Origin of the sequence: Streptomyces sp. NBC_01451 (assembly GCF_036227485.1) — a bacterium.
GTDB lineage: Bacteria > Actinomycetota > Actinomycetes > Streptomycetales > Streptomycetaceae > Streptomyces.
In genome coordinates, this window is sequence record NZ_CP109479.1 from 3,298,645 (window position 1) to 3,324,025 (window position 25,381).

At 65.7% G+C, this 25,381-nt stretch carries 39 protein-coding genes and 1 pseudogene; all 40 read right to left on the bottom strand.

Going from position 1 to position 25,381, the window contains the following annotated elements:
* Window positions 1-16 precede the first annotated feature (16 nt).
* The 40 genes and pseudogenes from OG595_RS14035 to OG595_RS14230 all read right to left on the bottom strand — a co-directional run bounded on the left by OG595_RS14035 (window position 17) and on the right by OG595_RS14230 (window position 23,196).
* Entirely contained in the window at window positions 17-748 is a 732-nt protein-coding gene (locus OG595_RS14035; RefSeq protein WP_329271764.1) for a hypothetical protein, read from the bottom strand.
* Entirely contained in the window at window positions 749-1,204 is a 456-nt protein-coding gene (locus OG595_RS14040) for a hypothetical protein (protein WP_329271765.1), read from the bottom strand.
* A 182-nt stretch (window positions 1,205-1,386) separates the two neighbouring features.
* Entirely contained in the window at window positions 1,387-2,283 is an 897-nt protein-coding gene (locus OG595_RS14045; protein WP_329271767.1) for a histone-like nucleoid-structuring protein Lsr2, read from the bottom strand.
* Window positions 2,284-2,404: 121 nt separating this feature from the next.
* Window positions 2,405-3,091 carry an Lsr2 family DNA-binding protein gene (locus OG595_RS14050; RefSeq protein ID WP_329283644.1) on the bottom strand — a complete coding sequence of 229 codons (687 nt, stop codon included), beginning with the start codon at window positions 3,089-3,091 and terminating at the stop codon, window positions 2,405-2,407.
* An 81-nt stretch (window positions 3,092-3,172) separates the two neighbouring features.
* Window positions 3,173-3,322, bottom strand: a pseudogene (locus tag OG595_RS14055) (Lsr2 dimerization domain-containing protein); the annotation flags it as partial.
* Between the two features lie 345 nt (window positions 3,323-3,667).
* Entirely contained in the window at window positions 3,668-4,000 is a 333-nt protein-coding gene (locus tag OG595_RS14060) for a hypothetical protein (protein ID WP_329271771.1), read from the bottom strand.
* A 223-nt stretch (window positions 4,001-4,223) separates the two neighbouring features.
* Window positions 4,224-5,051 (bottom strand): DUF6881 domain-containing protein, encoded by an 828-nt coding sequence (locus OG595_RS14065; RefSeq protein ID WP_329271773.1) that lies wholly within the window; start codon window positions 5,049-5,051, stop codon window positions 4,224-4,226.
* Between the two features lie 90 nt (window positions 5,052-5,141).
* Complete coding sequence (locus OG595_RS14070; protein ID WP_329271776.1) at window positions 5,142-5,897, bottom strand: hypothetical protein; 756 nt, start codon at window positions 5,895-5,897, stop codon at window positions 5,142-5,144.
* A gap of 5 nt (window positions 5,898-5,902) precedes the next feature.
* Window positions 5,903-6,175, bottom strand: a complete 273-nt coding sequence (locus OG595_RS14075) for a hypothetical protein (protein ID WP_329271778.1) — start codon at window positions 6,173-6,175, stop codon at window positions 5,903-5,905.
* Window positions 6,176-6,183: 8 nt separating this feature from the next.
* On the bottom strand, window positions 6,184-6,948 hold the full coding sequence (locus OG595_RS14080; RefSeq protein ID WP_329271780.1) for a hypothetical protein: 765 nt from the start codon (window positions 6,946-6,948) through the stop codon (window positions 6,184-6,186).
* Complete coding sequence (locus tag OG595_RS14085; RefSeq protein WP_329271783.1) at window positions 6,945-7,403, bottom strand: hypothetical protein; 459 nt, start codon at window positions 7,401-7,403, stop codon at window positions 6,945-6,947. The genes OG595_RS14080 and OG595_RS14085 overlap by 4 nt, the downstream gene beginning before the upstream one ends.
* A 38-nt stretch (window positions 7,404-7,441) precedes the next feature.
* Entirely contained in the window at window positions 7,442-7,948 is a 507-nt protein-coding gene (locus OG595_RS14090; RefSeq protein WP_329271786.1) for a hypothetical protein, read from the bottom strand.
* A gap of 89 nt (window positions 7,949-8,037) precedes the next feature.
* Complete coding sequence (locus OG595_RS14095) at window positions 8,038-8,541, bottom strand: hypothetical protein (protein ID WP_329271787.1); 504 nt, start codon at window positions 8,539-8,541, stop codon at window positions 8,038-8,040.
* Window positions 8,542-8,640: 99 nt separating this feature from the next.
* The gene (locus OG595_RS14100; RefSeq protein WP_329271790.1) at window positions 8,641-9,147 is read right to left on the bottom strand and encodes a hypothetical protein; all 507 of its coding nucleotides are present in this window, start codon (window positions 9,145-9,147) and stop codon (window positions 8,641-8,643) included.
* A gap of 254 nt (window positions 9,148-9,401) precedes the next feature.
* Complete coding sequence (locus OG595_RS14105; protein ID WP_329271792.1) at window positions 9,402-9,797, bottom strand: hypothetical protein; 396 nt, start codon at window positions 9,795-9,797, stop codon at window positions 9,402-9,404.
* Between the two features lie 66 nt (window positions 9,798-9,863).
* Window positions 9,864-10,451, bottom strand: a complete 588-nt coding sequence (locus tag OG595_RS14110; RefSeq protein WP_329271794.1) for a DUF7178 family protein — start codon at window positions 10,449-10,451, stop codon at window positions 9,864-9,866.
* A 176-nt stretch (window positions 10,452-10,627) separates the two neighbouring features.
* Window positions 10,628-11,077, bottom strand: coding sequence for a hypothetical protein (locus OG595_RS14115; protein WP_329271796.1), 450 nt, complete (start codon window positions 11,075-11,077; stop codon window positions 10,628-10,630).
* 34 nt (window positions 11,078-11,111) lie between these two features.
* Window positions 11,112-11,987, bottom strand: coding sequence for a hypothetical protein (locus OG595_RS14120; protein WP_329271799.1), 876 nt, complete (start codon window positions 11,985-11,987; stop codon window positions 11,112-11,114).
* A gap of 8 nt (window positions 11,988-11,995) precedes the next feature.
* A complete protein-coding gene (locus tag OG595_RS14125; RefSeq protein ID WP_329271802.1) occupies window positions 11,996-12,877 on the bottom strand; it encodes a hypothetical protein in 882 nt (293 codons plus the stop codon).
* 7 nt (window positions 12,878-12,884) lie between these two features.
* A complete protein-coding gene (locus tag OG595_RS14130; RefSeq protein WP_329271805.1) occupies window positions 12,885-13,139 on the bottom strand; it encodes a hypothetical protein in 255 nt (84 codons plus the stop codon).
* Window positions 13,136-13,603, bottom strand: a complete 468-nt coding sequence (locus OG595_RS14135; protein ID WP_329271808.1) for a hypothetical protein — start codon at window positions 13,601-13,603, stop codon at window positions 13,136-13,138. Before OG595_RS14135 ends, OG595_RS14130 begins: the two co-directional genes overlap by 4 nt.
* A 1-nt stretch (window position 13,604) precedes the next feature.
* Window positions 13,605-14,129 (bottom strand): hypothetical protein, encoded by a 525-nt coding sequence (locus OG595_RS14140; protein ID WP_329271810.1) that lies wholly within the window; start codon window positions 14,127-14,129, stop codon window positions 13,605-13,607.
* Window positions 14,126-14,812 (bottom strand): hypothetical protein, encoded by a 687-nt coding sequence (locus tag OG595_RS14145; protein WP_329271812.1) that lies wholly within the window; start codon window positions 14,810-14,812, stop codon window positions 14,126-14,128. The genes OG595_RS14140 and OG595_RS14145 overlap by 4 nt, the downstream gene beginning before the upstream one ends.
* Window positions 14,793-15,395 carry a hypothetical protein gene (locus tag OG595_RS14150; RefSeq protein ID WP_329271815.1) on the bottom strand — a complete coding sequence of 201 codons (603 nt, stop codon included), beginning with the start codon at window positions 15,393-15,395 and terminating at the stop codon, window positions 14,793-14,795. The genes OG595_RS14145 and OG595_RS14150 overlap by 20 nt, the downstream gene beginning before the upstream one ends.
* 115 nt (window positions 15,396-15,510) lie before the next feature.
* Complete coding sequence (locus OG595_RS14155) at window positions 15,511-15,822, bottom strand: hypothetical protein (RefSeq protein ID WP_329271817.1); 312 nt, start codon at window positions 15,820-15,822, stop codon at window positions 15,511-15,513.
* A 47-nt stretch (window positions 15,823-15,869) separates the two neighbouring features.
* Window positions 15,870-16,142, bottom strand: coding sequence for a hypothetical protein (locus OG595_RS14160; RefSeq protein ID WP_329271819.1), 273 nt, complete (start codon window positions 16,140-16,142; stop codon window positions 15,870-15,872).
* Window positions 16,139-16,408 carry a hypothetical protein gene (locus tag OG595_RS14165; protein ID WP_329271822.1) on the bottom strand — a complete coding sequence of 90 codons (270 nt, stop codon included), beginning with the start codon at window positions 16,406-16,408 and terminating at the stop codon, window positions 16,139-16,141. Before OG595_RS14165 ends, OG595_RS14160 begins: the two co-directional genes overlap by 4 nt.
* Before the next feature lie 43 nt (window positions 16,409-16,451).
* The gene (locus tag OG595_RS14170) at window positions 16,452-16,988 is read right to left on the bottom strand and encodes a hypothetical protein (protein WP_329271824.1); all 537 of its coding nucleotides are present in this window, start codon (window positions 16,986-16,988) and stop codon (window positions 16,452-16,454) included.
* Window positions 16,989-16,990: 2 nt separating this feature from the next.
* Window positions 16,991-17,575 (bottom strand): hypothetical protein, encoded by a 585-nt coding sequence (locus OG595_RS14175; RefSeq protein ID WP_329271827.1) that lies wholly within the window; start codon window positions 17,573-17,575, stop codon window positions 16,991-16,993.
* Between the two features lie 87 nt (window positions 17,576-17,662).
* Window positions 17,663-17,917, bottom strand: a complete 255-nt coding sequence (locus tag OG595_RS14180) for a hypothetical protein (RefSeq protein WP_329271829.1) — start codon at window positions 17,915-17,917, stop codon at window positions 17,663-17,665.
* A gap of 25 nt (window positions 17,918-17,942) precedes the next feature.
* A complete protein-coding gene (locus tag OG595_RS14185) occupies window positions 17,943-18,317 on the bottom strand; it encodes a hypothetical protein (protein ID WP_329271830.1) in 375 nt (124 codons plus the stop codon).
* 141 nt (window positions 18,318-18,458) lie between these two features.
* Complete coding sequence (locus tag OG595_RS14190) at window positions 18,459-18,869, bottom strand: hypothetical protein (protein WP_329271832.1); 411 nt, start codon at window positions 18,867-18,869, stop codon at window positions 18,459-18,461.
* Entirely contained in the window at window positions 18,866-19,159 is a 294-nt protein-coding gene (locus OG595_RS14195) for a hypothetical protein (protein ID WP_329271834.1), read from the bottom strand. Before OG595_RS14195 ends, OG595_RS14190 begins: the two co-directional genes overlap by 4 nt.
* 110 nt (window positions 19,160-19,269) lie before the next feature.
* Entirely contained in the window at window positions 19,270-20,274 is a 1,005-nt protein-coding gene (locus tag OG595_RS14200; protein ID WP_329271836.1) for a hypothetical protein, read from the bottom strand.
* Between the two features lie 191 nt (window positions 20,275-20,465).
* Complete coding sequence (locus OG595_RS14205) at window positions 20,466-20,843, bottom strand: hypothetical protein (RefSeq protein WP_329271837.1); 378 nt, start codon at window positions 20,841-20,843, stop codon at window positions 20,466-20,468.
* On the bottom strand, window positions 20,840-21,193 hold the full coding sequence (locus OG595_RS14210) for a hypothetical protein (protein ID WP_329271839.1): 354 nt from the start codon (window positions 21,191-21,193) through the stop codon (window positions 20,840-20,842). The genes OG595_RS14205 and OG595_RS14210 overlap by 4 nt, the downstream gene beginning before the upstream one ends.
* 183 nt (window positions 21,194-21,376) lie before the next feature.
* Window positions 21,377-21,697, bottom strand: a complete 321-nt coding sequence (locus OG595_RS14215; protein WP_329271841.1) for a hypothetical protein — start codon at window positions 21,695-21,697, stop codon at window positions 21,377-21,379.
* Window positions 21,687-21,947, bottom strand: coding sequence for a hypothetical protein (locus OG595_RS14220; RefSeq protein WP_329271844.1), 261 nt, complete (start codon window positions 21,945-21,947; stop codon window positions 21,687-21,689). Before OG595_RS14220 ends, OG595_RS14215 begins: the two co-directional genes overlap by 11 nt.
* Before the next feature lie 137 nt (window positions 21,948-22,084).
* Window positions 22,085-22,597, bottom strand: a complete 513-nt coding sequence (locus OG595_RS14225) for a hypothetical protein (protein WP_329271847.1) — start codon at window positions 22,595-22,597, stop codon at window positions 22,085-22,087.
* Between the two features lie 14 nt (window positions 22,598-22,611).
* Entirely contained in the window at window positions 22,612-23,196 is a 585-nt protein-coding gene (locus OG595_RS14230; protein WP_329271849.1) for a hypothetical protein, read from the bottom strand.
* Window positions 23,197-25,381 lie beyond the last annotated feature (2,185 nt).

Here is a 25,381-nt window from a genome sequence, read left to right on the forward strand (position 1 = left end):
AGCCGTTACGGGGCCTTCAGGCTGCTTCGCTAGCCACCCCCGCTGTTTCGGTTGCGTCCGCGCCAGGCGTTTTCTCCCACCCTGCCTGGTTGGACTTGAAGATGTGGGTGGCGAGGGACTGCTTGTTCGGGTGACCGTAGCCACCGTTGTCGGCGCACACCTTGTGCACGAAGCACTTCTCGCCGAGCTGCATGTCGTCAGGCAGCTCGTATTTGATCTCGGGGCCCATCATGTTGTGGGCCCTTACCGCGTGGCTGTGGCGGTCCTTGACTCTGACCCAGTACTCGTCTTGGGGGCTGTTGGCGCCGGGGTGGCTTTTGGGGCAACGGACTTGGTCTTCGCCGTCGATCCGACGGCCGCGGTTGGCCACCGCCTTTTTCCCTGTTTTCGTGGCGGGCTCGGGGTCGGCCACGGGCTTGGGTGCGGCCGGAGGAGTGCTTTTCGCCACCTTCTTCTTCGGGGCCGACGGGGCGTCAGGGATGGCGAGCTGTGCGGGGCGGCGCACCTTTTCTTCGACGGCAGGCTGCCGACCGGTACGGAAGAGACGCTCGACGACCTCAGCGTTGAAGAGTTGGACCATGAGGGCCATTCGGGGCGCGCTCAGGTCGTACGCCACGCTGCAAAGGTCGCAGAGGTCGAGTTCCTTGCCGGCGGGGTTGACGCGGACGTGTACGGCCGACACCTGCTCTGGGGGCCTGAGTTGCTCGTGCCAGTCGCAAGTTTGGCTCGTGGTGATGCGATTTGCCATTTACGCAGCCCCCTTGGCGGGCGTGGCGACCTGGAGCATCCTCCGCCGGACGCGTTCTTCGCGGATGATGTCCGGCATCTCGGTGCGGACGCTGATGCCCGTGAAGGAAATGCCCTTGGGGCTGGCGAGGTCAGGGTGCATGTTGCTGTAGCTGTATTCGGTGGTGCGGACCAAACCTTGGCTGCGGTGGTTCCACTCCATCTGGTAGTTGCGCTCCCGGCCGCAGCCCCGTTCCTCGTTCTCGTCCTCGATGCAGGTGTCGGTCCCTTCGAACCAGGCGGCATCGCGCAGGTCGCTGCCGCGGAACTTCCTGCCGCCCGCGGTGTACCCCTGGACGTTGTGGGCGATGTCCCAGTTGTGGTCACCTCCTGCGCACCGGCGGTACTTGGGGTGGACGCTGCGCATGTGCGCGTAGATCGCTTCTTCGGTGGGGATTTCGTGCTCTGCGGTTGCCACGGTTACTCCCTGTCGCTCTGTTATTGCGATGGATCACAAAATAGCTGGGGGGTGACCTTGGCCGGAACGCAGTTGGGCGATTTCCTTCGCTGACACTCGAATGGGTGAATCCATGTGCTAGGGGGTTGTGGAGCCCGGGTCATCCTGGTCCATGCGGGCTCCACTTGATCCTCACAGGTCATTCACCCCATGCCGTGGATTCGGACGGCGTACCGGCCGAAGTTTGTGATCTCCCAGCCGTGGAGGGACGTAGGGGCGTACTTGATGAACTCCAGATTGTGGAGTCGGGTGGCGCTGGTCTTGAGGTAAGAGACACCTCCCTTGCTGTTGAGGGCCGTGATCCCGGCGAGCTGATTGAGGATGGTGGCGTGCTGGTTGCTGACGGTGGCGATGCGTTCTGTCAGCGTCCATTCCTTGATTTTTTCGGTGCGGTCGACGCCGTAGCCAGTGCGGCGGTCCCACTTCTGGTCGTCCTGAACATCGGGGTGGCGCTGAGCCTGGGTGAGCGGCTGGTAGTACTCGCGGGCTTTGGCTTCGTTGTAGTCCTCGTCGGCCTCGGCCTGGGGCTCGGGCTCTGCCGGGGGTTCGGGGACGGCGTGCAGGGGCCGGCGCTTGGGGGGCTCCGGCGGGGTGTTGGGCTTGTCGGTGGCGGGGGTGGTGCCGTGGTCGTTCTGCGCCTGCTTGAGTTTGTTTAGGGGGCCGATGTCGCCGCGCTGGAAGGCGTTGTAGGCGTCCTTGATGTTCCGGCCGAGCACTCCGCGCTGTTTCGGGGCGATGAGGCCGTGCTCGGTGGCCCAGGCGCGGGCGGCCTTGGGGTCGATGCCGCCCTGGTGCCGGCTGAGGGTGGCGCTGGCGCCGGCGGGCTCGGTCATGGGCCGCGGCAAGCGCCTGCGCTTGGGGACGACGCGGCCGGCCTGTGTGAACTCCTTGAGCCGGGCGCGCAGTTTCTGGGCGTTGGCTTCGGTGAGGTCGATTTCGTAGTCCACGCCGTCGAGGCTGAACTGGACCGTCTCGTCGGCTTCGGTGGTGTCGTCGTTGGCAAGGTCATCGAGGAGGATGACGAGCTTGATGCGGCTCACGGTTCTTCCCTTCGGTGTGAATGCAAAAGGCCCCGTGTTTACGGGGCCTTGGCGTGCGGGTGTTGCTGAGCCCGCTGCGGGGGGTGTACAGCGGGCTTCAGGGTTTGGGGTGGCTTTGTGGTTAGGCGTCGGCGGGGTCGATGCCGCGGACGTTGAACCACAGGCGTCCGACGTTGGTGATCTCGTAGGTACTGGTCTCTTCGTCGTCAGTGATCAGGGTGCAGCAGCCTCGGTGCATGAGTGCTTCGAAGCTGGTCTTGGTCTTGCGGTTGGCTGTGGCGCGGCCGTCGGGGGCGCCGAACATCTCGCGTAGGTGGGTGAGTTGGGCGCCGCTGAGTTTGCCGACGAGTTCTGCGGTCTTGCGGTCGATCTCTTCCTGGGTGGGTGCTGCTTGCTTGGCGGAGTCGACTGCGGTGAGCCTGCGTGCTGTGGCCAGGGCCTTGGTTGGGTTGATGCCTGCTTTCTGGAGAAGTGCCTTCCAGGGCCCCCTCTCGTCTTCCTGGAAGGCTTCGTAGGCCGTGCGGATGTGTGCGGGTACGCGGCCCCTAGCGGGGACGTCGGGGACTTGGTAGCGCTTGGCCCACTCCCGTACCTCGGGGTCCTTGGCGGGTGCGGGGTGTGGCGTTGGAGCTTGTGCGGGTGCGGGTTCGGGTTCGGCTCGCGGTGCGGGTTCGGCCGGCGGTGCGGTGTGGTCGAGCTGGTGGGGAACTGCCGGGGCGCTTGCGGCGAGTTGAAGGATGGGCCGGACGCTGCGGTCGGCTTCCGGGTAAGCCACGCCGCCGTTTCCGGCGATGGCCTGCTGGCCCATCGCGCCTGACTCGAAAGTCCTCGTCCCTAGTACGTGGCGGAGGTGTGCTGTGGGGAGGCAGACGGTGACTCCGACGGTTCGGGATTTAGCCAGGTACGGCCTGAACATGCCGCGAAATGCTGCGGCGTTCGGTTGGCTCAGGTCGATCTCGAATGCTTGACCGTCTAGGGAGAAGGTCACAGTTGTGGCCTCTGGCGTGCCGTCTAGATCGTCGTACCTGGTAACCGCCATGGCTGTTCCTCCACGCGTCCTTTTATGGGAAGTCTCTTGATGCCGCACCTGGTGCAGACTCTAGCGGCAGCAGGTGGTGTGAGACCTGGAAGCGAGGGTAGGCGGAGCACTTTCGGCTGAGTTTGCCTGCACGATGTTTTGCCATAATGTGCCCGCTATTTTCACCGCCACGGGGGGCGCAAACGCCCGGTGTGCGGGTAGTGCGCGCGGGTTCGTGCTGCTGCTCGCGGACCAGCGTCATTGTCGGGTACATGCGAAACGCATATGCGTCGCCTGCGGGGAGGGACGCCGGACCCTTGGCTCGATATTTAGAAGGCCGGGGTAAAGCCGCGTTCAGCAACTCGGTCAGGCTTTGCGAGGAGTGCTGGTGCGCTTGGGCCCGCGCCGGCCACCGCCAGACTCGACCCGTCGCTCCCACTCGGCGAGCAGCTCGCGCCCTCTGTCTGTGAGGCCGTCGATCCGCCAGGCGCCCGTGTGCTCCGTGTCGCCCTCTTCAAGCCAGGTGACCTCCCAAAGGCCCAGTACCTGGTAGGCGCGGACGTCCTTGGTGTTCCAGACGGGCTCCCCGGGGGGCATCTGGTAGCGGCCTGTGCCTGATCGGCCGGCGACGTACCTCAGCCGGGCGGCGCCGCTCTCGTAGAGTTGGCGCGAGATCCCTTGGGCATCCGTCCATGTCATTTTCGTGCGCTGGCCCACACTCTTCACCATTCAATAGTTAGGCAACGTTGTTTATTTATTGCTGCACATCTGCGACCGGCAGCCGCCCCAGCCCACCCACGGAATATTGAAAGACGCCCCGGGTGGGCTGGCGAAGTTGTCAGCGGTCTGTGCGGTCACCCGGCACCCTGCGGGAGCGGGCCGGGCCGGCGCAAGTTTCTGTCGTGTCCTTCGTCTGTAAAACCTACGCTCCCGGGAACAGTGCGGGGAACATCCGGCCGGCGATCTCGCGGTGCTCGGTGCAGAACGCCGAGCCGTCGTCGGTGAGGTCCGTGGCACCGCAGTACACCGACTCGGTCTCGTCGAGGTGCAGCCACTCGCGCGGTGCGTGCAGGGAGAGGACCCACTTGCAGCCCTGGCGCCTGGCGGCGGGCCACAGCTTCTTGAACTCCTCGGCCGGCACCTCCTCGGCTCGCTGGAAGGCGCGGCTGTTGAGTACGGACAGCAGGGGCACCTCGGCGGCCTCGGTCCACTCCTTCGTCGTCGTCCCGGGCTCCAGCCCGTCCTCGTCGTTGTGCCACAGCATCCGGCCGTCCGGGTACAGCTCCACCCGGCGGATCTCGAAGTCACCGTGATCGTCGACTTCCTGGAGGATCACGCACGGCTCGGCCAGACGCACGCTCGCGCCGAATCGAGTGATGCGGTAGTAGGAGCGGCTGGGGATTCCGGTGCGGCTGGTCTTGACCTTCTTGAGGTGGCGGTCGAACTCCTCCGGCGTCTTGGCGATGCCTGCCGTCCGCTGGCCCAGGTGGTGGCGGATGAAGGCCCGGTTGGCGTACCGCGACGAGAAGGGCACCTCGTCCTTCAGGTAGACCAGCGGGACGCCCAACTCCTCGTACAGCTCGAAGAGTGCCTTCACGCGGCGCAGGCACTCTTCGGCGTTGTCCGCGGTGAACTCCTCGATGCCGAGGTGCGCGGCGATGACGAATTCCGTCAGCGGGTAGTTGGTGGACCGCTGCACGATGGGGGCGGTGAAGTACGTGCCTCCGTCGACCGTGTTCTCGTTGCTCATGCCGATTTTCCTTTCACTGGAAGAGGGGACGCGAAGGGCCCGCACCTGCCCTGTACGGGGTCAGTGAGCGGGCCCTGCGGTCGCTGTGCCTTACGGCTGCTGCTTGGTGCGCGGGATGACCTTCACGCCGCGCCCGGTGGGTACCGGGGTTGCTGCCGTGTCCACGGCCGCGGCCGGCGCCGTGGGGCGCTCCGGTGCGGCTGGCGCTTCGGCCGGCTGGGGTGTCCGGGTGAGTCGCGGGTCGGTTGTGTCCTGGAGCTGGCCCCTGCCCGCGTCGAAGCCGACGTGCCAGAGCACTTCGTCCTGCCCCGGCAGGTCGAGGACGCCGTAGCCACTCGGGGCGAACTGCGGGCCGGGTGCGAGCTTCTGGTACGCCTCGCGCAGGGAGCCGGCCTTGACCACGCCGGTCATGTGGGTGGGCCGGAAGACGATGGCGTACTCGTACTCCTGCCCCGGCTGCCCCCGCTCGTCCGTGGGCTGCTTCGCGTCCTGGAGCTGCTGCACAGCGGGGGGCCTGCTGTGCGCCTTGAGGGCGTCCTGCCAGTCGACCAGCGCCTGGGCGTACTCGCGGACCCGGGTCTGCCGCTGGGCCATGGTGATCATGCCGACGGTGAGCCACTCGCCCGGCATGCTCTTGTCGTCGTCGCGTGTTCGGTATACCGCGTCCGGTGGCGCCCCGGCTTCCGCGGCGGCCTTGCACTCGTTCTCGATGAACGTGCGGCTGGTCGCTCCGAGGGCGACATTCCAGGCCCACACGTACGGGTAGCCGTGCCACTGGGTGGGGGTGCTGGGCTGGGATTCAGCGCCGCCGGTCGGCGTCCTCAGCACTGGTCGGAGTTCGGACATGGTCATCAGGTCTCCGGGGTGGTGTGGACGGTGCTGGTGTGGACGGATTCGATGACGGCACCCTTGTCGGGCTTGCCGATCTCGACCAGGGACACGCGCCGGCCGGTGCTGGTCCTGGCGCCCAGGAGCTGCGCCGCCAGGTCGGCGACCTCCCGGTTGGCGGTGAGCAGTTTGCCCACGAAGTACTTCTGGTCCTCGGGCGTCGGGTCGTGAGGACCGTTGCGGTCGGCGTAGATGTAGACGAACCGCATGCCTCGGTCGGCGGGGATGTCGGTCACGAAGGCTCCTAGGCGGTGGTAGTGAAAGCGGCGGCGGCCTCGTGCCGACGCCGGAGTACGGAAAGCGGGAGGCCGTAGGCGACGCCCTTTCGGCGCTCGCGGAGAATCGTTACGTCGCCGAGCAGCTCGCGAAGGCTGGCCTCCTGGCGCTCGGCCTCGGCGAAGCGCTCGGGCAGCACGTCGAGCGTGAGCTTCCACTGCTTCTGACCTGCCCTGACGCAGGTGCCGCCGCAGTTGTTGTGCTCGTAGCCGAGCGCGTACAGCCGGGGCGGCTCGATGCCGTACCAGCGGGAGAGGTCCATGAGCTGGGCCTTGGACTCCTCCTTGCCCAGCTCTGGCATCCACCGGCCGCACAGCGGGAAGCGCACCTGCCAGGGTTTCCAGTTCCGGGCGATGGCCGGGGCGCGGAGCCGGTCGCGGGGCGTCTTCTCGATGCCGATGTAGACGAGGGAATCGTCGACGGGGGCGTGCTCCTTCATCCACTTCCGGCACGGCTTCTGCTTCAGCCACGTGGTGCACGGGGTGATGCGGTCGTTGCCCAGGAATCGCTTCTCCCGGAACAACTGCCACGGCGTACGGCCGTCGGCCACCTTCGTCAGCGGCACGCCGAGCAGGCGGCTGGTGTCGTCGGCGAAACGCCACAGGTCCGGGTCTTCGATCCCGGTGTCCGCTATCAGCAGCGTCAGGTTGCGGGTGCCGTGCTTTTCGGCAACCCAAAGGGCCGCCCCGAAACTACCGAGGCCGCCGCTGAACTGAACAACGTGCTGGGTCATCCGTTCGACTCCGGCCCGTCGGTGACCCCGAACAGCAGGCGCCGGTTCTCCGCCATGAGGGCCTCGTAGACCTCGGGCAGGCCCTGCTCCCACTCGCCGCGGGCCTTGTCGTAGTCGTACATGTTCAGGGCGTTGCCGTTGCCGTCCGTCAGGGTCTCGTACTGCTCGTCCCACGCTCGCTGGTAGACGAGGGCGTGGGCGAGGGCCAGCCTCATGGGTGAGCCGGGGACGCGTTCGTAGTTGGTGCTGGATACCCGGAACTCGATGGGCCGCGAATGGCGCTCGTTGAAGATGCGGGCGGTGCCGCCCTCGATGTCGGTCAGCAGGCCGGTGGCGGCCCTGGCGCCGGAGATGACGGTCACCATGGCGCCGACCAGGCCCTGCAACTGCTGGTCGTCGAGGTCGGCCAGCCAGCCGTAGCGGGGGACGGTGGGGGTGTCGGTGTGCGTGGTCACAGGGAACTCCTCTGGAACGGAGGGGCAGGGGGCGGGGGTCAGGACGCCAGCTCGGCCAGGAGGGCGGCCAGGTGGCGCTCGCTGGCCTCGCGCCAGCCGCCGCGCATGGTGTGGAGGTCGCGCACGTCGATCTCGCCTCGGGAGATCCGGGCTTCCTGCGCGGACAGCCACTGCGTGTACTTCTCCTGGTGCTCGACGGCCTTCTGGTAGGCGGCGCCAGTCGACACGTCACGCAGCCGCGGCTCGGTGATCTTGTTGGGCTCGACCTCGGTCCCTTGGAGGTCGTAGCCGCTGAACAGGGGCAGGGGCATGGCGTGCCGCTTGTGGACGCGGATGAGCGCGACCACCTGGGCCACACTCAGGTCGCGGGAGCGCTCCACCTCGTGGCCGCAGCCGACGCAGGAGATCGCGATGTCCTCGTGGCTGAGGCCGGTCAGGTCGGCCGTCGCCTGCATCGGGTCGGTGTCGACGTCGAAGCTCAGGTAGGCCGTGGTCATCATGTCGAAGGTGGGGTCGTCGCACTGGTCGGTGGGGCACGTGAGCATGGCGTTCCAATCAGGTGAGGGGCGGAAATGGGCGGGGCGTTCGGCGAAGACCGCCACGCCCCCGAGGGGGCGGACGGAGGAGGCCGAGGTCAGGTCGATTCGGGACGGTTGTTTGCGAAGGCGCGGATGGCCTTCTGCTCCTCGCGGGTCAGTTCGCCAGCGCGGGCGGTGTACCAGCCGCTCGGCCCTTCCGGGAGGCTGCCGACGGGGAACTCCATGAGCGTGCCGTTGTAGGCGTAGGCGACTTGCACGACGCCGTTCGGGCTCTGAGGGGTGGGCCGGGGCACAAGCAGGCCCACCCGGCGGCGGCCGGTCTTCGGCGCCGCAGTCACCGGGTGTTCGTAGTACGCCGCCCAGCGGGGCTTCTGGAGCCAACGGACGGATCGGATGGGGATAGGTCGGGTGTCCGTGGGTTCGCGGCGCGTTTCGGTGGTGCCCTGGACGTGGGGCGCGCATTCGCCGCATGGCGTTTTCGATTCGTCGGCGCCCGGGGTGCGGTAGTCGACACCGTTGGGGTACTGCTCTTCGTCGGCCTCGATGACGTACTCACCGCAGCGCGGGCACTTCAGGCAGCCGTCGTGAACGATGGCCATGGGTGTCACTCCATCCGTTGTAATTCGGCAGGCCGGCGTCCTTGGATCAACGAGCGCCGACTTAATTAGTCAGGTCACCCATTTGAGTGACGGAGTTTTTTATTCGGTGTCCTGCGTGAGGTTCACCGCGCGCAGCGAGTGCCGGGCGGCGTCCCCGGCGTGGATGGTGGCCCACCAGCCGCCCCCGGAGTACGCCTCGTCGCGCACCCACAGGTGCACCTTTTCCGGCGTGACGTGGTCGACGGTGCCGACCAGCGTGCGGGGCGTGCGCGTTTCGCGGCCGTCGGCGTCTTGGAACCACTCGAACCGGCGCCTGGCCTTTACCTTCAGATCCTTGAAGGGGTTGTCGATGGAGGTCGTGGCGCGGAATTCGGTGCCGAGCCACGGGACTACGCTCACGGTGTCGTCGTCGTACCGGCGCAGTGAGGCGGTCTGTGCCTCCGGGTCCAGGGCGATCAACTGCCCGCCCACCTTGTCTCCCTGGCGGCTGATCGGGACGGCCACCAGGTGCTTGCCGAGGTAGTCGAGCAGTTCCTCAGCAGCCTTGGGGCTCGTGATCTCGGCCGTGATCACCCACAGCTTTTCGTCCTGCGTTTTCTTCTCCACCGGAGAACTCCTTTCGAGATGTACCTGCAAAAGGACTGGCCCCCGCGAAAGTCACGGGGGCCGGTCTTCAGTGAACCCGTACATGCCGGGTGGTCGCGTCGGCCATCCGAGGGGCCGGCCGGGAGGTCAGAGCGTGTCGGCCTTCGCCAGCAGCTCGGCGACCTCGAAGGCATGAAAAAGCGGCCGTCCCGGGTAGGAGGCCGCGCGAATTGCTGCTGTGCCCCTGAGTCAGTGCTGCTGGGGCTTCCTGGTGATCAGCCCGGACACGTCGACCCCGTGGAGGTGTGCGCAGCACACCGGTCAGCTCCCTCGACGGTTGTCTCGGTGCAGTAGCGAGGCTTGTCGGCGGTTCCGGTCGGGTGGCCGCAGATGAACGAGCCCGCCGTGGGCTGTTCGGCAAGGTGGTCCAGGGGTTCGATGAACTTGGTCTCCATCTCGCGGGACCAGCCGCGGGGACGCTTGTACCAGTCGCCCAGGTGCCGCGCGTCGAGGGTTTCCACGGACGTGATCCCGATCGGCTTTTTCTGGTCGTTGCGTACGTGGTACTTGATGCGGCCGTAGTAGTACTCGGGCTGGGTGGAGTCGGTCCAGACGCGTACGAACTGGCCCTCCGGAAGCTCGGAGTAGGGGTGGCGCTGGCGGTGGGTCATGGCGGTGCTCCTCACGAGAATTGGAAGACGGCCCGCGATGAGAACGGGCCGTCCAGGGATTTCTGATCAACGGTTCTTCGGCCTGCCGTCCGTCCCGGCCAGTCGCTCTGTGTGCGCTACCCAGGTGACGGCCTGGACGACGCTGGGGATTTCCTCCAGCCTCAGTCCGGCCTCGCGGTAACAGTGCGCCAGAAGGGCGTACCGCTGCTTCGCGCTGAGGCCCCGGTCCTCGTTGCCGTAGACGGCGCCCACTGCGATGTCGTGGGCGTGACGGTCGATGACGACCGGGTCAGGGTCTTCCGGGTCGAGGATGCACCGGAAGAAATGGCCGGTCTTCATGGACATCGGGAGCACGTCCTCCGGGTCTTCGCCCAGCATGATCCGCTCGACCTTGCGCAGGGTGTCCCCGGTGTGGCCGGACGGCCCTTCGGTGTAGGCGCTCCGGGCGAGCCGTTCGTTCTCCCGCCAGGACTTGTTCGCCGACAGCGCCGCCAGAACGCCGGCGCCTTCCCGAACGTTGCCGTCCGCGATGATGTTCGCCAGGCTGTGAGCCACTCGGTACCACGCCCGGCCTCGCTGCTCCTGGTCCGCGGTCGCGCGGCCGAAGGCTTCGAGGATGTTCTGGACGTACTGTTCGCGCGTTTTCTCGTCCACCGTGAGCGGGATCGCCCTTCTACGCGATGTGCTTCTACTGGTGGCAGAGCTTAGGCGGACCGTTCGGGCTGGTCTCACGGCTTCGAGGCTGGGCTGCATCATCCCCTCCAGGCATGAAAAATGCGGCCACCCTCATGGGTGAGCCGCGCGAATTTCGGTTGTGTCCTTGCCCGCTGCTACTGGTGCTCGTACTTCTTCTGCACCAGCGTCAGGAACTCGACGGAGAGCGTGTTGCAGACGACGCCGAGGATCTTGTGGCGGTACCGGTCGTGGATGACCTCGTGGCCCGGCCTGGCGATCGACGCGGTGAGGTAGAAGCGCTGCCCCCGGTGCTCGGCGAAGGAGCAGTTCTCCGGGCTCGGGTACGGCTCGCAGTTGCAGATCGGCAGGTAGGTGTGCAAGGCCACGTTCTCCGGCCGCATCTCCCCGATGGGCATGTGGGCGTTCGCGAGAATCTTGCGGAGGACCAGAGTCAGTTCGTCCTCGTCGCCCGGTCGCTTCAGGTCCGCCGAGTCGACGATGCACTCGGTGTCCCTCAGCTCTCCGTCGCCCTCCGCCCGCGACCACGTGACGCGGTAGCGGGTCAGGACTGACGCGGTCACCTCGGTGGCCTGGGTGTCTTCCATGGCTGTCCCTTCATCGTTCGTAGGTTGGTCGGTGTCAGGAGGCGTTGGCGTAGGCGTACAGAACCGCGTACGCCTGGGCGATGGTGGCGTTGCGCAGCCAAACGGCGGCGAACGTCCGGTTGTTGGTCTTGGCCCCGTCGTGCCGGACGACCAGGGCGTGGCGGATGGTGAGGACGCCGCTGTCGTCCTTCAGGTCGGTGTATCGGGGCACGTCGCTGACGACATGCTTCGCGGTCAGCCCCGGGAACGTGGCGGCGACGTCGTCGCGTACCTCCTCCGGCAGGCTCTTGATGTCCCGCATGGGGTGGCCGAGCCCTGGCCGGATGCCCTCAGTGATCCGCGCCGCGGTCCGGATGGGAAGGTGCGGGATGCGGATCTCCACGCGGGTGTCGTCGCTTCCCGTGGAGGTGATGATCACCCCGAGGGGCCGCCGTTCCCCCTGGTCGTACTCGCGGACTGGCACGTTGAGCCGTTCCGGCGTGTAGTCGATGTACGTGTTCAGCGTGCCGCCTTGGGCGACGGCGGGAATGCCGGCGTCTCGCAGGGGGATGGAGAGTACGCGCAGGCCGGCGACGGCGTCCTCGCGTCCGAAGTGCGGCAGGATCTGGGTGCGGATGGCCGCGGCTGTCCGCTGGACGGTGATTGCAGGGTCGCCGGCCGTTTCGACCATGGCGGTGACGTCCTCCAGCGGCTTGCGCTTGTCGGTGCTGACCGACACGTGCGCGGTGAGGAGTACCTGGTCGGTGCCGTCGTTGAGGCAGACGCGGAGGCCGAAGCTGTGCACGACGAGGGCGGAACTCAAGATGGCCTCGACCCTCCACTCCGGGCCGAGAGTTGCGGCCGTGTCCCGTGCGATCCGTAGGAGCGGCTCAGCAACGAGACGAAAGTCGGTGTACATCGGGTCGGCCATGGTGGCTCCTACTGGTAGATGCGGGTCTGGAAGATGAGGTCGGCGACGGGACCGAAGGCGTCGCACACTGCGTCGGTCACCTGCGCCAGGTGCGTGGACTCCGGGAAGTTCAGGCCCGAGATGCGCAGCACCGCCCTGGTCTGGCCCTCGGGGTAGTAGAGGATGACGTCCTCACAGCCGGGGGTGTAGCAGGCGAAGTTCATAGCGCCGTTGTAGTTTCCGGTGTGGAAGTGGAAGGCGACCTGCCTGTAGGTCTGGGCGTATTCCGGGTTGATCAGCTCGGGCGCCGGGTAGCCCCGGTTTTCTCGCTTCTCGGCCCAGACGTACGGAATGCTCGGGGAGTGCATAAGGACGTACTCCCGGTCGCGGAAGGTGAAGGTAGCGACGACAAGGCGATCGTCCTTGGTCAGGCGCCAGTCTCCGACGCCCATGCCGACTTCATGGGTGACGTATTTCCACCAACGGCCGGCCAGCTCGTCGCGTGTGACGTCCGATCCGATGCCGGCCTGCGGAAGCTCGCGGCTGTTCACGGACTCCGGGCGGGCCGGGCATCCGTGCAGCATCGCGAGCTTGAACTGATCGGTGCTGCCGGTCCGTCCGCAGTCGTGGCACTGCGCGCCGTGCTCGGGGTGGTCGACCAGCCGGTGGCCTCCGGCGATGTCCTTGAAGGCGGGCGTCGGGGTGTAGATGTGCAGGGGAACGACGCGGGCCTTGAGCGCGGGGCGGCGTCGGTATGCCACGTCGCCGCAAGGCTTGCACACTGGCTCGGTGTACCGCTTGCGGGCGCCCTGCGGCTTGTGCGGGTCCGGCATCGACCACAGCAGCATGTGTGTAGCGGTGCTGGTGCAGGTGTCGCTCAGATCGATGTTGGGTCGGGTGCTGCAACGCATGACGCTCCTACTCGGGAAAGGCCGTGGGAACGGCGGGAGTTGGGGCTGCATCCTTGGCGGGTACCTGGCTGTCGTGGGCCTCGGCGCACAGCTCGCAGATGTACCCGCCGGGCACCTGGTACTTCCGGGTGTTGGGAACAGGGCCGTGACCGTTGCCGAACGAGCTGGGGCATTTGTCGTTGGCGCAGTAGAAGTGGCTCTCGGCCTCGGGCTCGGGCTCGCCGTCGGGCCACTCCGGGCCGACGTAGACGCTGCGGGTCATGCGCCGGACTCGCAGCGAGGTGCACCGATGAGGTCGCCGTCATGCCCGGTGAAGCCGCAGCACCGGCACTTCCACACGAACGCCTTCTGCTCCTCGTCGGCGAACCAGGGAGCGGTTTCACGGGTGTTGACCAGCCGGTGGCCGCGGAAGAGGCGTAGGCCGTTCTCGTCGCGCTTCTCGTAGGCGTCCACGCGGGGCATGCGTACGCTCAGGTCGCCTGCTCGCCAGAACTCGAAGTCGGCCAGCCACGCGGCGTAGGTGCCGGGGTCACGCTCGCGCAGTTCGGCGGACAGCCGCTCGAAGTCGGGCCGGCGTGCCTCCGACTCGGCCTCGGTGGTCGGCCGCAGGTACTCACCCATCGGCCCCTTGCCCTGGGGTCCGTAGTCCTTGATCGGGGCGCCAGGGGTCGACTGGTATGCCGCGTGCTGGAGATTGAGCATCACGACCTGCAATGACGTGCGCATGTCATCCAATCCTCTCTGAATGGTTGTAGACCTCGCGGGTCAGGACGCCGGTGCGCTGGAGGTGCTTGGCCAGGGAGGAAGCGCTGGTCTCCAGCTTCTCGGCCGCCGCCTCCTGCCGGAACTCGTCCTGCTCGGTGACGGCCTGCTGGTAGTCCTCGGCGTGTGTCTTGATCTGCTCGCACAGGTCCGTGGCGTAGTCACGGCTCGCCGGTACAACGGCCTTGGAGCCCTTCTTGTCCACGATCAGGTCGAACGACTCCGCGATCTTCCAGGCGTAGTGCCTGCGGGCGTCGTCGCCGTCGGTCCAGTAGACCGCCTGGTCGGAGTTGTAGAAGCCGACCGCGTACGGCTGCGCGGCGTGCGCGTTGAAGGCGAGGAACAGGATCTTGCCCTCGGGGGTCAGGAATGTCTCCTGCACGTCGTACAGACCGTGCCGACTGATGACCTCCCACTTCTCGGTCTTGGTGTTCCAGTACTCGTTCGCTTCGGTCTTGCGGCGGGTGACGTCGCTCGGCTCGTACGTCATGCGGTGATCTCCCGGACTTTCTTCAGTTCCTCGACCCACACCAGGAGGCGGACGGTCGATGTGCGGGTGGGCTGGCAGAGGATGAAGCCGGTGTTGGCGCCGACGTCGCCGTAGTCCTGGTCAACCTGGTCGTAATTGACCACCGTCAGGTTTTCGCCGTCGAAGGTGGTGACCAGGTCGCCGGGCTCGATGCCGAAGTGCGGGGTCCAGTGATCAGAGGCGTAGTACCTGAGCCACTCGTCCTGGATTTCGACCGGCCGCTGGTAGACACCCTCGAAGCCGGGGCCGGCCAGCCGATTCGGGCAGTCCGTGATGACCTCGCCAGCACCGTCGATGATCTCGACGACGTACACCTCCAGACGACCGGCGCGCATTGCTGCTGCGTCCTCGCCCTCCCACCAGTCGCTGTCCCTCGCGTACGCGTCGGGCTCACTGTCGTGCTGAACCCGGACCCTGATCCTCGGTGCGACCCTCGACACCGCGGCCCCGTTTCGGGCGAGGTACGGGCGCCAGCGCTTGACCCGGTTCGTGCGCATGTAGCTGTTGCCGCACTCCTCGCACACGTAGTCGTGCCCGCGGCCCGGCTCGTCCGGGAACGGCGCGAGCAGGTCGTACTCCAGGACGTGCGTCGGCCGGGCCTCGCACCCGAGCGTCGAGCACTTCTCAGGCGGCAACAGCAGCACTCTGATTCTCCTTCCATGCGGCGTACAGCTCGCCCGCCTTCTGCGGCACGAGGTAGGGGAAAATGCCGGCCCACTCACGGAGTCGGTGCGACTCCCAGTCCTCGACCGGACCGACGAGCTTCTCGGGATTGCGAGCCAGGTCTTCGATCACGTCCCGGCTGCCACGCGCGTCCCACAGCGGCTGGTGGCCGAGCTGGGCCCACTGCTCCTCGTCGTTGTGCGTGTCGCACAACTGCGTCTTCACGCCCGTCGCCTTGTGGAGCACCTTCACGCTGGCGGGATTCGGGTACGGGCGGGGGCAGCCCATGCACCACAGCATTCCGGCCGGGCCGAAGGCGCCGCGGTGGACCTCGGAGGGGTCGGTGATGAACTCGAAGTCCTCGGCGACCGGCGTGACTTCTGCCAGCGGTCGGCGGGCCCCGCTGTAACCCTCGATCAGATCCACGTACGCGCCGAATGGCTTGGCGACCTTCCGCCGGTACTGCCTGCCGTCCGGCTTGTAGAAGTCGGTAATGCGGCCGTACATGAATTCCTGCCGCCCGTCCATCTCCTTCACCACACGGACCATGTCGCCGATCTTCATGTCTTTCCCTTCCTGCTCTCGGAATCAATCTGGTGCCCCGTGCGGGAATCGAACCCGCCGGATGCCGCAAAGGGGAGGACGGCACCGCTACTCATCGACGGGGCCCGGCTTTCCCTCAGCACTCCTCGGTGGTCAGTTCCGATGCGTGCACGAAACGGCACACGCCCGTAGGGCCGTTGCGCACCACCACGTGCCAGTAGCCCTCCCACACGTTGATGTGCCGTACGGTGCCGTCCTTGTGCATAGAGCGGGTCGGGCGGGTGATGCCATCGGCGTCAGGGCGGCGGTGTCCGGTGCTGTGGTGACGCCCACATCCGTTGGCGGTCACGGTGGTCACCGGCTCGTCGTCGAAGGTGTTGTGCAGTTGCATGCCGTTGCGGATCTCGATGCCGCTCTGGGTGTGCCTGGGCATGTCATCGCCGAACATTTCAGCTCTCCTTGATCTCGCGGTTGCTCGTCGGCCGGGCCCGAGTCCTACTCGTCGACCAGAACACCCCAGACGTTGTCGATCGTCTTGGGGCTGTTCTCGCCGACCTCCCGCACGTACCTCTCGTGCGCCTCTTGAACGGCCCGGGAGTGGTCGTCGACGAGGAAGGAGCAGGCCCAGCCGTCCTGCTTGTGCTCATCGGGCAGATCCCGGTACGCCAGGGCATCGAGTTCGGTTTTCGATGTGCTGTCGGGGTATTCCTGGGAGGTCTCGATCACGAGATTCCCGTCTTTGTCCCAGTGACCGGTCAGAAGAATCACGCGTCGTCCTCCTCGTCGGGCCGGGTGTACACGCGAAGCGGCTTTGCTTTCCGGTAGTCCCAGACGTTGTCGGCGTCCAGCTCCTCCGCCAGGGCCCGGAACGCGTCGGCCTCGGACTCGGACTCGACCGTGTGCGTGAACGCGTTGCTGTCGCTGTCGGCGGCGACAAGGCCCTCGATCGTCGCGTCGGGCAGGCCCACGCCCACGTATTTGACTTCGAGGCCGCCGCCGTCGTCCCAGACGCCGGCCATCGTGTATTCCTTCATCAGATTTCCCGTCCCTTTTCCTTCCGAGGGGTTGAGACGTGGTTCAGGCGAGGTAACCGAAGACAGTCACGCCCTCGATGTCCTGCGGCGGCTTGCCCTCACGCATCAGGCAGCCGGGGCAGGTGAGCCGGTCCAACGAGTGGATCGTGATGTAGGAGCTGTGGCCCTGCTCCCGCAGATTCACGCCGCCGGTCGTCTCCAGCAGCAGACCGCACATGGTCGACTGCCAGGTCCGTTGCTCCTCGTAGTGCTTGCCGTTGTAGAAGCTGGTCGCGGACATGGAGTGCTTGGCGTCCTCCGGCATCTCCCACACCGCGAGCCGCTTCGAGCCGTTGGCCAGCTCGCACGCGCACAGGTTCGAGATGAAGCAGACGACGTCCTTGTGCATCCGCATGTAGATCCGGAAGTGATCCGGCCTGTTGCAGATCGGGGTGTACGGGAGGTTCGGCTGCTCACCGTCCAGCACGAATTCCGCGTGCCACTTGTCCCGGTGGTTCACGGCGCGCGGGTCGAACAGCGACACCCGCTGGCCCGGCTTGATTCCTCGCAGGAAATCGGTCGCCTCGTCGATCGTCAGCATTTTCAGACCTCCGTCAGGTGGTGTCGGCCGGCGAAGAGGTTGAAGTGGGTCGGGATGTCGACCCACGTGTCCCGGTGGGTGCGGGTGACGTGCTCGCGGACCTCGGTGTCGAGCGGCACGACGGCGGAGCGGGACCACGAGATGTTCTTCAGGAACCGGCTGTTCTCCACGAAGCGGACCTGAGCGGTCGGGATGTCTCGCCCGTGCATTTCGCGGGCCGCGTCGCGCATCTCCTCGAAGCGCATGGACTGAACGCCGTAGAGCTTCTTGCCCTCCACGTAGACGTAGTAGCGGCCGTTCGTGTGGGTCACGGTGTGGCCCACACCGATCTCGTAGACGTCGGTGCCGTAGTAGCCCTGGTCGTCCCTGTAGAAGCCGCTGATCCAACTGAGCGGGTTGGGCATCCCGTCGTCACGACCGGTGTCCGGGTGACGGAGCTGGCCGAACCCGTTCTCCAGGATTCGGACCGGCCTGTACTGCCCGACCAGGCCCAGATGCATCATGCATTCGGACGCGCCGATCTCGACCACGACGGTTTCGCCGACCTGCGGGTAGTACTTCTCGGGCCTCTTGTAGACGTGCGGCATGTGGTTTCCCTTCTGGACTGGGTAATTCGGCTGATGGTCGGCAGCTCGGGGCGCGGCGTTGCTGCTGCGTCCTGGACTGCCGTTAGCTCAGACGTCGATTGATGTGCGGGTGCCGTCGATGTGCACCACGAATACCTGCTGGATTACTGAGCCCCTGAACTCGCGGACTTTCACGCGGAATTGGGGCTTACCCTTGCGCATTCGCGCTTTCATGTGGCGCACGCAATATTCGGCAACCGGGTCGGACTCCCGTCCGCGCGGTTTGAGTTGTACGTACCGCGTCGCGGTATCGACCCATGCGGCCGGCTGCTCACCGGCCGGGGGCACGTACTGCTGGAGCATGAAGAACCAAAGCCGGCCGACCCGCTCAGGCCCAGGCACCGGCTTCCAGTTCCGTACCGATGCCGACGCCGTACGACGACCAGCGCACGAGCGTGTCCTGGTCGCCGACGATGTTGAACAGGACCTGCCGGTGCCTCCGGCCGTCCGGGTACTCGTGGTACGCCTCGGCGTACTCGCGAGCCTGCTCGATCGTGGGGAATGGGATCTCGACCGGCGCACCGTGGAGGTAGCCACGGGCCGTGGCGAGGCTGCCGCCGACCGGCACGATGCGGAACCGCTCGCCTTCCGACGGCATCTCGCCGTCGAACAGCCACCCGTCCGTCGAGTACCAGCCGCGCGCCCTACCGTTGAACCAGGCTTCGGCCAGACTCTGCGTGTCGTGTGTGGTGAGCGTGGCCACGCGCTTGTCCCTGTGCCCACACGAGAGCGGGCTGTACCCCGGCACTCGGTTGAACGGGGAGCGCGGCGGCGGCGTGTAGCCCGGTTCCTGAACTGGGCAGCAGGGCTCCAGGATGCAGACCGTGAACATGGCTATCCCCCCTCAGATCTGGAGCAGTTCGCGAAGAACCTTCGGCCCTTGGCCGGCCGGCCGTTCCTCGGCCTCGCGGGGCACCTGCTTGAGCTGGGGCTTGCGTCCGACCCCGGCGTCCAGCTCCCAGCCCGCCAGGCGCCGCGGGAACAGCACGTCACGGCCGAACTTCGTCAGACGGCACTCGACTCCCGAGGTCAGTTCCAGGAGCCCGTCACGGACCAGCTTCTGACCGGTGGCATCCGAGACCACCATCCGGTGCCCGTTCCCACGCCCCGGCGACACCCGCCAGCTCGTCACTCCGTTCAGGTGGAACAGCCATCCCCGGTCCGCGCACTCCAGCACCAGGTGCGCACGGTCCGACAGCCTGTAGTCCTCCGGCCGCTTCTGCTTGCTCACCGTCTTGCCGCTGCGGTCGTTCACTGGTCCTCCTCGACGATCTCGGGGTGCGGCTCGGCGTTGTTGCAGTTGGGTCCGCGCTCGTGCTCCTTCTGGAGCTGGTTCGCCGTGTTCCAGTGGTGGAAAAGCCGGAACAGGGTGGCGAGGGTGTTCGTCTCACGGCAGGTGAGATCGGCCCCGAACTCGTGGCTACACGGGTTGACCGTGTCGGACCAGACCCAGGTGAACTCGTCCGCCGCTTCGAGCCGCTGCCGCGCCACCTCACGCCGATCGCGCCAAACGGCCAGCCTGTCCTTTACTACGTCAAAAACCACGGGGTACCTCCTAGCCCATTCGATGGATGGACCTAGAAACTCAGGATGGACAACGGAAAGGGAGCCCACCGGCATTTACGCGCGCCGGGGCTCCCTTTCCGTCGGATAGTTCAGTTGTCGTACCGGAGTGCCGCGTACTCAGAGTCGGGGAACATCTCCTTCACCCGCTTCAGCAGCTCGGCCCAGGTGTTCTCCCAGCCTGACCGCACGTTCTTGGGAACGTCCTCGTACCGAAGGGCCCGGCCGGGGTAAACGTCGACCCACGTCAGATGCCCGTCCTCACCCGAGCCTTGATGCCTGGGTTCGACGACCAGGTCCACGCGCTCCCTCTGGTCCCTCTGGCGCATCGGCCAGGCCACGACCGCTGGGATCACCATGCCCTCGTATTCGATGAGAATTCGCTCGTCGGCCCGGAGGCCGAGGGGTTCATCCGTGGCCCGCTCAGCGCGTGTCGAATCCCACCAGCCGCGAAACTGCCACGCCTTGTGCTCGGCCGGGAAGCGTGTACGGAACGCCTCGATGTAGCGATCCGCTTCCTGCCTCCAACGCGTGCGCTCGTCGTCGGTCAGCTCACGAGTGGGGTTCATCGGGTACACCCACGGCCGGATGTCCTTGTCACGGCCCGTGTTCTGTACTCGGTTCGCGTGCTCCCACTCCCGGACGCTCACACCCGGCGGGTAGTCGTTGGTTCGACTGCCCGGCGCGGCCCGTTCGGCGAACGCCCCGATCACACGCGGGAACGCCTCAGCGCTCATCTTCTCGATGTCGCCACGGCCGTCGGCGAGTTGCTGCTGCACGCCCGCGTCCTGGCCCAGGAACCGGCGGGCCAGATCCCGGGCCGTGTTCAGGGCCCGCTCTTCGAACTTGCGGTCGATCACCCGGACCACGCCATCGAACTGGAGCCACGCGACCACCGTCTGATTTACCGAGACGGTGGTGTGCAACGCCTCCGGCGTCGTCGGGATGTCGCGCCAGCGCATGTAGTTCATGAGCCGCGCATCGGCGGCGGCCACGTACGGCGCGAACTCCTCGTCGGTCAACTGACCCCGGAACTTCGCCCCACCGCACACACTCTGCTGAGTGATGCTCAGTTCCTTGATTCCGTGGCCGTTCAACGTCCGGAGCGCGACCGTTACAGCCTGAATGTCAGCGCGCAACGAAATACCCCCTCCCTATTCCTGCGGAAATTGCTGCGGCATCCCTGCCGACCCATCGGCCGGCCGACCCGCAGCAGGACCATGCACGGGACGCGCACAGCCTCGGCCGGCCTCGGTTCCCCCCTGACACCGAGCCCGACCGGGGCCATCTACGCGTCCGTGTGGGTGCTGGCGTTCTGGGCGATGTCGATTACCTGGCCCATCTGGAAGTCGATGTGCCCCTGGAGCCGCTCGACCGCGCCCTGGGCCTTGTCGTTGCCCAGCTCGTCGCCCAGGCGCCGCACGAACCTGGCGCGCTCCGCCAGTTCGTCGGCGAGCGACTCGATCTTGCTGTGCATCTCCAGCCGGTCGAGTCCGACGCGCATCATGTCGATGCTGTGCGTGTCGACCGCGCCGTTGTGCGTGAACTCGTCGACGAGCTGCTCGAAGTCGCGGGCCGTGCGTTCGATCTCCCGCCCGATCGGGCCGTCGAGGCGGTCGGCCGCCGCATGAGCGGCAGGGAACTGCGACCTGATCACGTTCGTCATGCGGCGTCTCCGGTCTCGTTGGGGAAGAACCCGGGGCGGGTGAATGCCGGACCGGCGTACGCGTTTCTGCCGTCGCCCCACCACGTGGGGCTGAGCAGGTTGCGGTGACTCGTCGAGTGCGTCAGCCTGCCGTCGTGGTCGCGGTGCTCGATTCGCGCGAACGTGAGCGGCGGCTGCGTGCAGCGGTCGTGCCTGCCGGGCTTGGGCGTGTGCCCGGTGTAGACAGCGCGCAGGGCAGCGAAGCCCTCGTTGAATTCCCGGAACGCCTCCCAGAATTCCTCCACCAGCTCGTCCGTGTCGCCAGGCTGAGTGGTGACGTAGGGCAGGTACTCGAATTCTCCGCTGCTCATGCGGACACCTTTCGGTCGATCATTTGAATGGACGCCTTGGCCGTGCGTGTGAAATCCGCGCGCTTACGGCCGCGCTTGGTCTTGCCGTACAGGGGGCAGAACAGGTTCAGTCGCGGTGCCTGCCCGGGAATGCGAACGGCGAGCGGAACGGTGGGGCACGTGAGCATGGGATGTTTTCCCCTTTCAGCACTGGTGACGTCTGGCGAATCTCACCGGGTCGTAGGAATCCGTGCTTTCCTCCGTGCACGAGCACTTCGTGCATCCCACGGTCCAGACATCGGTGAGCGGGTTGTGGATCAGCGTGATTTCCTGCCTGCCGCCGATCCGATCCGAGACCCAGCCCTTGGGCCCGGTGACGCGCACACCGAGCGGCGACGCGTGCAGGTTCTGCGCAAATTCGGCAGCCGCTCGCATGGCCTCTTCAAGGGGCATGCGCCGGTACGCGCCGTATCCCTGCCACGAACCGGAGTCGTGGAAGTTCTGGATTCCGTAGTCACCGGCCACTGGAACCCCCGACCGATACGGGGTGCCGCAGACTCCGCATCCGATCCTCGACCGACTGCCGAGTGGCCCGCCGAGTCCCGAGCACAGACCGGTACGCGAACGCGTAAGCGCTGTCCGTCATGGAATATCGGTGGGAGCGCAGCGTCTCCAGGAAATCCCGCACCTGAGTGCCGTTCGCCTTGAGTACGTCACGGCGCATGTCGACCTTGACCGAGCGACGCGCCGCCGCGCGCTTCATGGTGTTGTGCATGGGTTAGGTTCCACCCTTCTTTTGAGACGAGAAAAGGGCGCAGGGGGAATTCCCTGCGCCCCTAGGGCTGAGACAAGACCGACGCGCGCGGCTTGGTACTTTCTGGAGCCGCGCACGCCGGAGATCGGATCACCCCCTCACGCGGCAGTGGTTTCGGTCGTCTTGGCCTTGATCTTCTTCGGCTCCGTGCGCCGCCGCGTCTCCTGCCTGATCAGCCGGTCCTTTTCGGTCTCGACCGCCGCCGCCTTCTCCTCCACGGGCCTGAGAGGCGGGACTTCCATGTACCGGACGGCCTTACCAACCAGCCGCGCGCACAGCGGCCGGAACGACTCGTCGTCGGCGTTCGCCTCGCCGACGATCCTCCAGTCCGACAGCTTGCCCATGCGCGCGAGTTCCCTGATGACGGCCTTGAAAGACTCCTGCAATTCCGCCGCCTTCACGGTCCGCATCTCTTTTACGGCCGGAACGGGAATCGCCTCCTTGCCCGTACGCCGAGCGGCACGGTTGAATTCCCGGGCGCGTGTCATCAGCTTCTCCGACATGTCGGCGTCGCCGGATTCCAGGGCGATACGCGCGGCACCGATCGCCGCGTGCTTCAGGTCTACGGCCTCCGTCGGGCCGAGGGGGGAGGAATGCGTGATCACGTTCATCCGTGTGTCTCCTGTCAGTGGTTGCGGAAAATCCGGCGGTACTTACGAGCCTCACTCATCCACGCTTCGGCGCCGGAAGGATCACCGGCAGCGGTCCGTGCATGAGCCTTACCAATTGCGTGCGCGTAGTCCTCACGCGCTTGCGCGATACGCGCGGCCTCGGAGTCTCCCGAGACACTCGGCACCTTTTCCTGCGCCTTACGGCTTGCAGCCGTACCCGCGAAGTACTCGGCACGGTTCTGCCGGATACGCTCATCCGACAGACGCTTGACCCCGTCACCCGAGGAGCCGTAGTCACGACCGGCAAAGGTTCCTGCCGCTTCGCGCCCTACGGTGTGCGGCTTACGCTTAGGTCGCATTTTCGGGCCGCTGTCACCCTGGGAAATGCGCACGTCCTTAACGCTGCCGCTCATGCGCTCAACAACGCGCGCGGGAACGTTCGCACCTGCCTGGCTTTCTGCTTTGAGTCGCTGCGCCGTAGCGGAGAGCGTTTCAGGCATGAGCCGCTTACTGCCAGGCTTCACAGACTGGCGATTTTCCTTACGGGACAGTTCGAGAGTCGACGCGAGTGCACGCGCCTTACGCTTGGCTTTCGACATAGTCAGAGTCCTTCCGTGACTATTAGTGAATGAGTGCCCCCGTCCGGAGTTGAACCGGTAAGCCGTTCAGGGGCGAGAAAATGAGTGCGCGTAATCAGCGGTATGTTTCACCCGCTTACCCACTACGCGCACTCGGTAGGTTGTGCGATAAACGGGGCCGGTAGCGCGCAAACCCTCACACGCTACCGGCCCCCTATTTGGTCGCTTCGCTAAGCGTTGCGACCCTTCCCGCGCTCCCGTTGTGAGCGTTTGCGCGGGGAATTGAGAACCTTTTCGGGGACACGTACGTCTGCCCCCTCTGCCGTTGACTGTTGTCCGTTATGTGGCTATGGGGTGCAGAGTAGACAACCGTCCGCACGGTCTGAGGGCAGAGTTCACCCCCAGAAACAATTCCATAGGTGTTTGCTTTCGCGCGCTTTGAGTACCGGGCATGACCCCGGTAGTCAGTTCTTCCGTACTAGGTTTACGCATGCCCGTATACAGCTCGTTTCAGCACACGCGCGCCCTTTTCGGGTTTCAGTCACGGTTAACGGGCAGGAATTCACCCGTAATTCGGCACGCTCACCACGCAAAAGATCACATGAATGAGCGCGCAACTACGTACCCTCTGCGCACTACTTACGTCCGTCCCCTTGTGGGGAACGGCACGGGGACTGTCGTCACTCGCGATACCTAGAAAATGGAGCGGAGGCAAACCAGTCCTCCCAAGCGCATGCGACCAACACGCGCGTTTGAGCTAAAGGCGACGCCGAAGCGACCCCGGGAATTTTTAGGCAGAATTCCGCCATGGGTACGGCACTGCTACCCGCGCAGGATCACACGGGTAAGGGCGTACATGGGACGTGGGGTACGCGCAGAAAGTCACACGTACAGTCCCGTGAGAATCTGTCCGAAGACAGAGTTCTCCCTAGGTAATTCGCGAGAGTTCAGACAGACAACTCCCACATAACACGGCACCCTGTTGAGTTCTCAAAGGTTGGGGACACTCTCCCGTCACCTCTGCGCCGTACGGCCGAAACGGCGTACCGCACGCAAAGTCACCGGGGGCACTGCCACTCACGCGCAGAAATTCACGTGTGAGCGACTCCCCGCCGCCCCCGTGTTCCGGGCCCTAGGTTCCGGGCCCGTCCCTCGGTGGCGACATGGAGAACATTACGGGGTCACGGGGCCCTCGTGAACCCCTTTTGCCGAGGAAACCGAGGGAATCCACGTTTTCGCAGGTCAGAGGCCCTAAAACTAATTATGTTGATCTTGGGAATGTCTCACATTTTGAGATTTCGTAAGATCAAATAGCCCGTGCACCCATTACATAGGGGCTCGCGAGGGCGCCCCGAGGGTCTATTGGGGGTGATTTTCAATAAGGCCAAAAAGGGCCTCTGACCTGCGAAAACGCGATTTTCTGACAGGGCGTCAGAAATGGCCGTCGGCAAGGGTCGGGCGCCCCCGGCGGGGCCAAATATCACGCTGGGTGCCCAAAATTCGGGGAAGATTGACGCTATGTAACCGCGCCCCTGTGTGCCTCCCTACGGGGCGCACTCGCCCCCGGGGCCCGTCTCTCCGGTCGCTCCCTACGGGGCCCGTACGCGCCCGGTGACGTGCTCGCACGGTACGACTACGCCCCCGCCGCCGCCCCGTATCCGGCCCGTGCGCGGTGCTGTCTGCCCGCGTCGCGGCCTATCTCCGGCCCGGGGTCGCTCGGTACCCTCACGGCGTCCCGCGCGGCAGAACGGCTCTCAGCGCCACGCCCCTGCATACCGGGCATGACGGACACGCCCTAGAAAATGACGGGACGCGAAATTTCGGGGTGCTTAAAGGGTATGCCCCTCGTACCCGTACATAGGTAGGTAAGAGGACGTATGCCCACCGTGTCGGCTCATGCCATGCCATGTGGGGGTAACTCGCTTATGCCTTACAAATAGCCTATGCCAGGCATGGAGTGCATGTCCCCCGTGTCAGTACAAAGGCAGTACCTCACGACACGGCATATCATTTATCGACACGTCGTACATTTACGACTGTGTCGGACATGCCCCATTTGCTGAGCAAAGTGGAACGTTTGCTCCCAGTTCCGCTACCGTACGCGCCGGGAGCGTCACGCTCTGCCTAACATTACGCATGGTAGCTGTAACTACCGTGCGTAAGCTCGGACATCACACGTACAACGTGGGCATGTCCTACAATCAGC

What these genes read in the sequence shown, in the direction of transcription:
- OG595_RS14035 (WP_329271764.1), bottom strand. Translation starts at nt 748, where the DNA reads ATGGCAAATCGCATCACCACGAGCCAAACTTGCGACTGGCACGAGCAA.
- OG595_RS14050 (WP_329283644.1), bottom strand. Translation starts at nt 3,091, where the DNA reads ATGGGCCAGCAGGCCATCGCCGGAAACGGCGGCGTGGCTTACCCGGAA.
- OG595_RS14060 (WP_329271771.1), bottom strand. Translation starts at nt 4,000, where the DNA reads ATGACATGGACGGATGCCCAAGGGATCTCGCGCCAACTCTACGAGAGC.
- OG595_RS14065 (WP_329271773.1), bottom strand. Translation starts at nt 5,051, where the DNA reads ATGAGCAACGAGAACACGGTCGACGGAGGCACGTACTTCACCGCCCCC.
- OG595_RS14070 (WP_329271776.1), bottom strand. Translation starts at nt 5,897, where the DNA reads ATGTCCGAACTCCGACCAGTGCTGAGGACGCCGACCGGCGGCGCTGAA.
- OG595_RS14080 (WP_329271780.1), bottom strand. Translation starts at nt 6,948, where the DNA reads ATGACCCAGCACGTTGTTCAGTTCAGCGGCGGCCTCGGTAGTTTCGGG.
- OG595_RS14090 (WP_329271786.1), bottom strand. Translation starts at nt 7,948, where the DNA reads ATGCTCACGTGCCCCACCGACCAGTGCGACGACCCCACCTTCGACATG.
- OG595_RS14095 (WP_329271787.1), bottom strand. Translation starts at nt 8,541, where the DNA reads ATGGCCATCGTTCACGACGGCTGCCTGAAGTGCCCGCGCTGCGGTGAG.
- OG595_RS14105 (WP_329271792.1), bottom strand. Translation starts at nt 9,797, where the DNA reads ATGACCCACCGCCAGCGCCACCCCTACTCCGAGCTTCCGGAGGGCCAG.
- OG595_RS14115 (WP_329271796.1), bottom strand. Translation starts at nt 11,077, where the DNA reads ATGGAAGACACCCAGGCCACCGAGGTGACCGCGTCAGTCCTGACCCGC.
- OG595_RS14120 (WP_329271799.1), bottom strand. Translation starts at nt 11,987, where the DNA reads ATGGCCGACCCGATGTACACCGACTTTCGTCTCGTTGCTGAGCCGCTC.
- OG595_RS14125 (WP_329271802.1), bottom strand. Translation starts at nt 12,877, where the DNA reads ATGCGTTGCAGCACCCGACCCAACATCGATCTGAGCGACACCTGCACC.
- OG595_RS14130 (WP_329271805.1), bottom strand. Translation starts at nt 13,139, where the DNA reads ATGACCCGCAGCGTCTACGTCGGCCCGGAGTGGCCCGACGGCGAGCCC.
- OG595_RS14135 (WP_329271808.1), bottom strand. Translation starts at nt 13,603, where the DNA reads ATGCGCACGTCATTGCAGGTCGTGATGCTCAATCTCCAGCACGCGGCA.
- OG595_RS14140 (WP_329271810.1), bottom strand. Translation starts at nt 14,129, where the DNA reads ATGACGTACGAGCCGAGCGACGTCACCCGCCGCAAGACCGAAGCGAAC.
- OG595_RS14150 (WP_329271815.1), bottom strand. Translation starts at nt 15,395, where the DNA reads ATGAAGATCGGCGACATGGTCCGTGTGGTGAAGGAGATGGACGGGCGG.
- OG595_RS14155 (WP_329271817.1), bottom strand. Translation starts at nt 15,822, where the DNA reads ATGTTCGGCGATGACATGCCCAGGCACACCCAGAGCGGCATCGAGATC.
- OG595_RS14165 (WP_329271822.1), bottom strand. Translation starts at nt 16,408, where the DNA reads ATGAAGGAATACACGATGGCCGGCGTCTGGGACGACGGCGGCGGCCTC.
- OG595_RS14170 (WP_329271824.1), bottom strand. Translation starts at nt 16,988, where the DNA reads ATGCTGACGATCGACGAGGCGACCGATTTCCTGCGAGGAATCAAGCCG.
- OG595_RS14175 (WP_329271827.1), bottom strand. Translation starts at nt 17,575, where the DNA reads ATGCCGCACGTCTACAAGAGGCCCGAGAAGTACTACCCGCAGGTCGGC.
- OG595_RS14180 (WP_329271829.1), bottom strand. Translation starts at nt 17,917, where the DNA reads ATGCTCCAGCAGTACGTGCCCCCGGCCGGTGAGCAGCCGGCCGCATGG.
- OG595_RS14205 (WP_329271837.1), bottom strand. Translation starts at nt 20,843, where the DNA reads ATGACGAACGTGATCAGGTCGCAGTTCCCTGCCGCTCATGCGGCGGCC.
- OG595_RS14210 (WP_329271839.1), bottom strand. Translation starts at nt 21,193, where the DNA reads ATGAGCAGCGGAGAATTCGAGTACCTGCCCTACGTCACCACTCAGCCT.
- OG595_RS14220 (WP_329271844.1), bottom strand. Translation starts at nt 21,947, where the DNA reads ATGCACAACACCATGAAGCGCGCGGCGGCGCGTCGCTCGGTCAAGGTC.
- OG595_RS14225 (WP_329271847.1), bottom strand. Translation starts at nt 22,597, where the DNA reads ATGAACGTGATCACGCATTCCTCCCCCCTCGGCCCGACGGAGGCCGTA.
- OG595_RS14230 (WP_329271849.1), bottom strand. Translation starts at nt 23,196, where the DNA reads ATGTCGAAAGCCAAGCGTAAGGCGCGTGCACTCGCGTCGACTCTCGAA.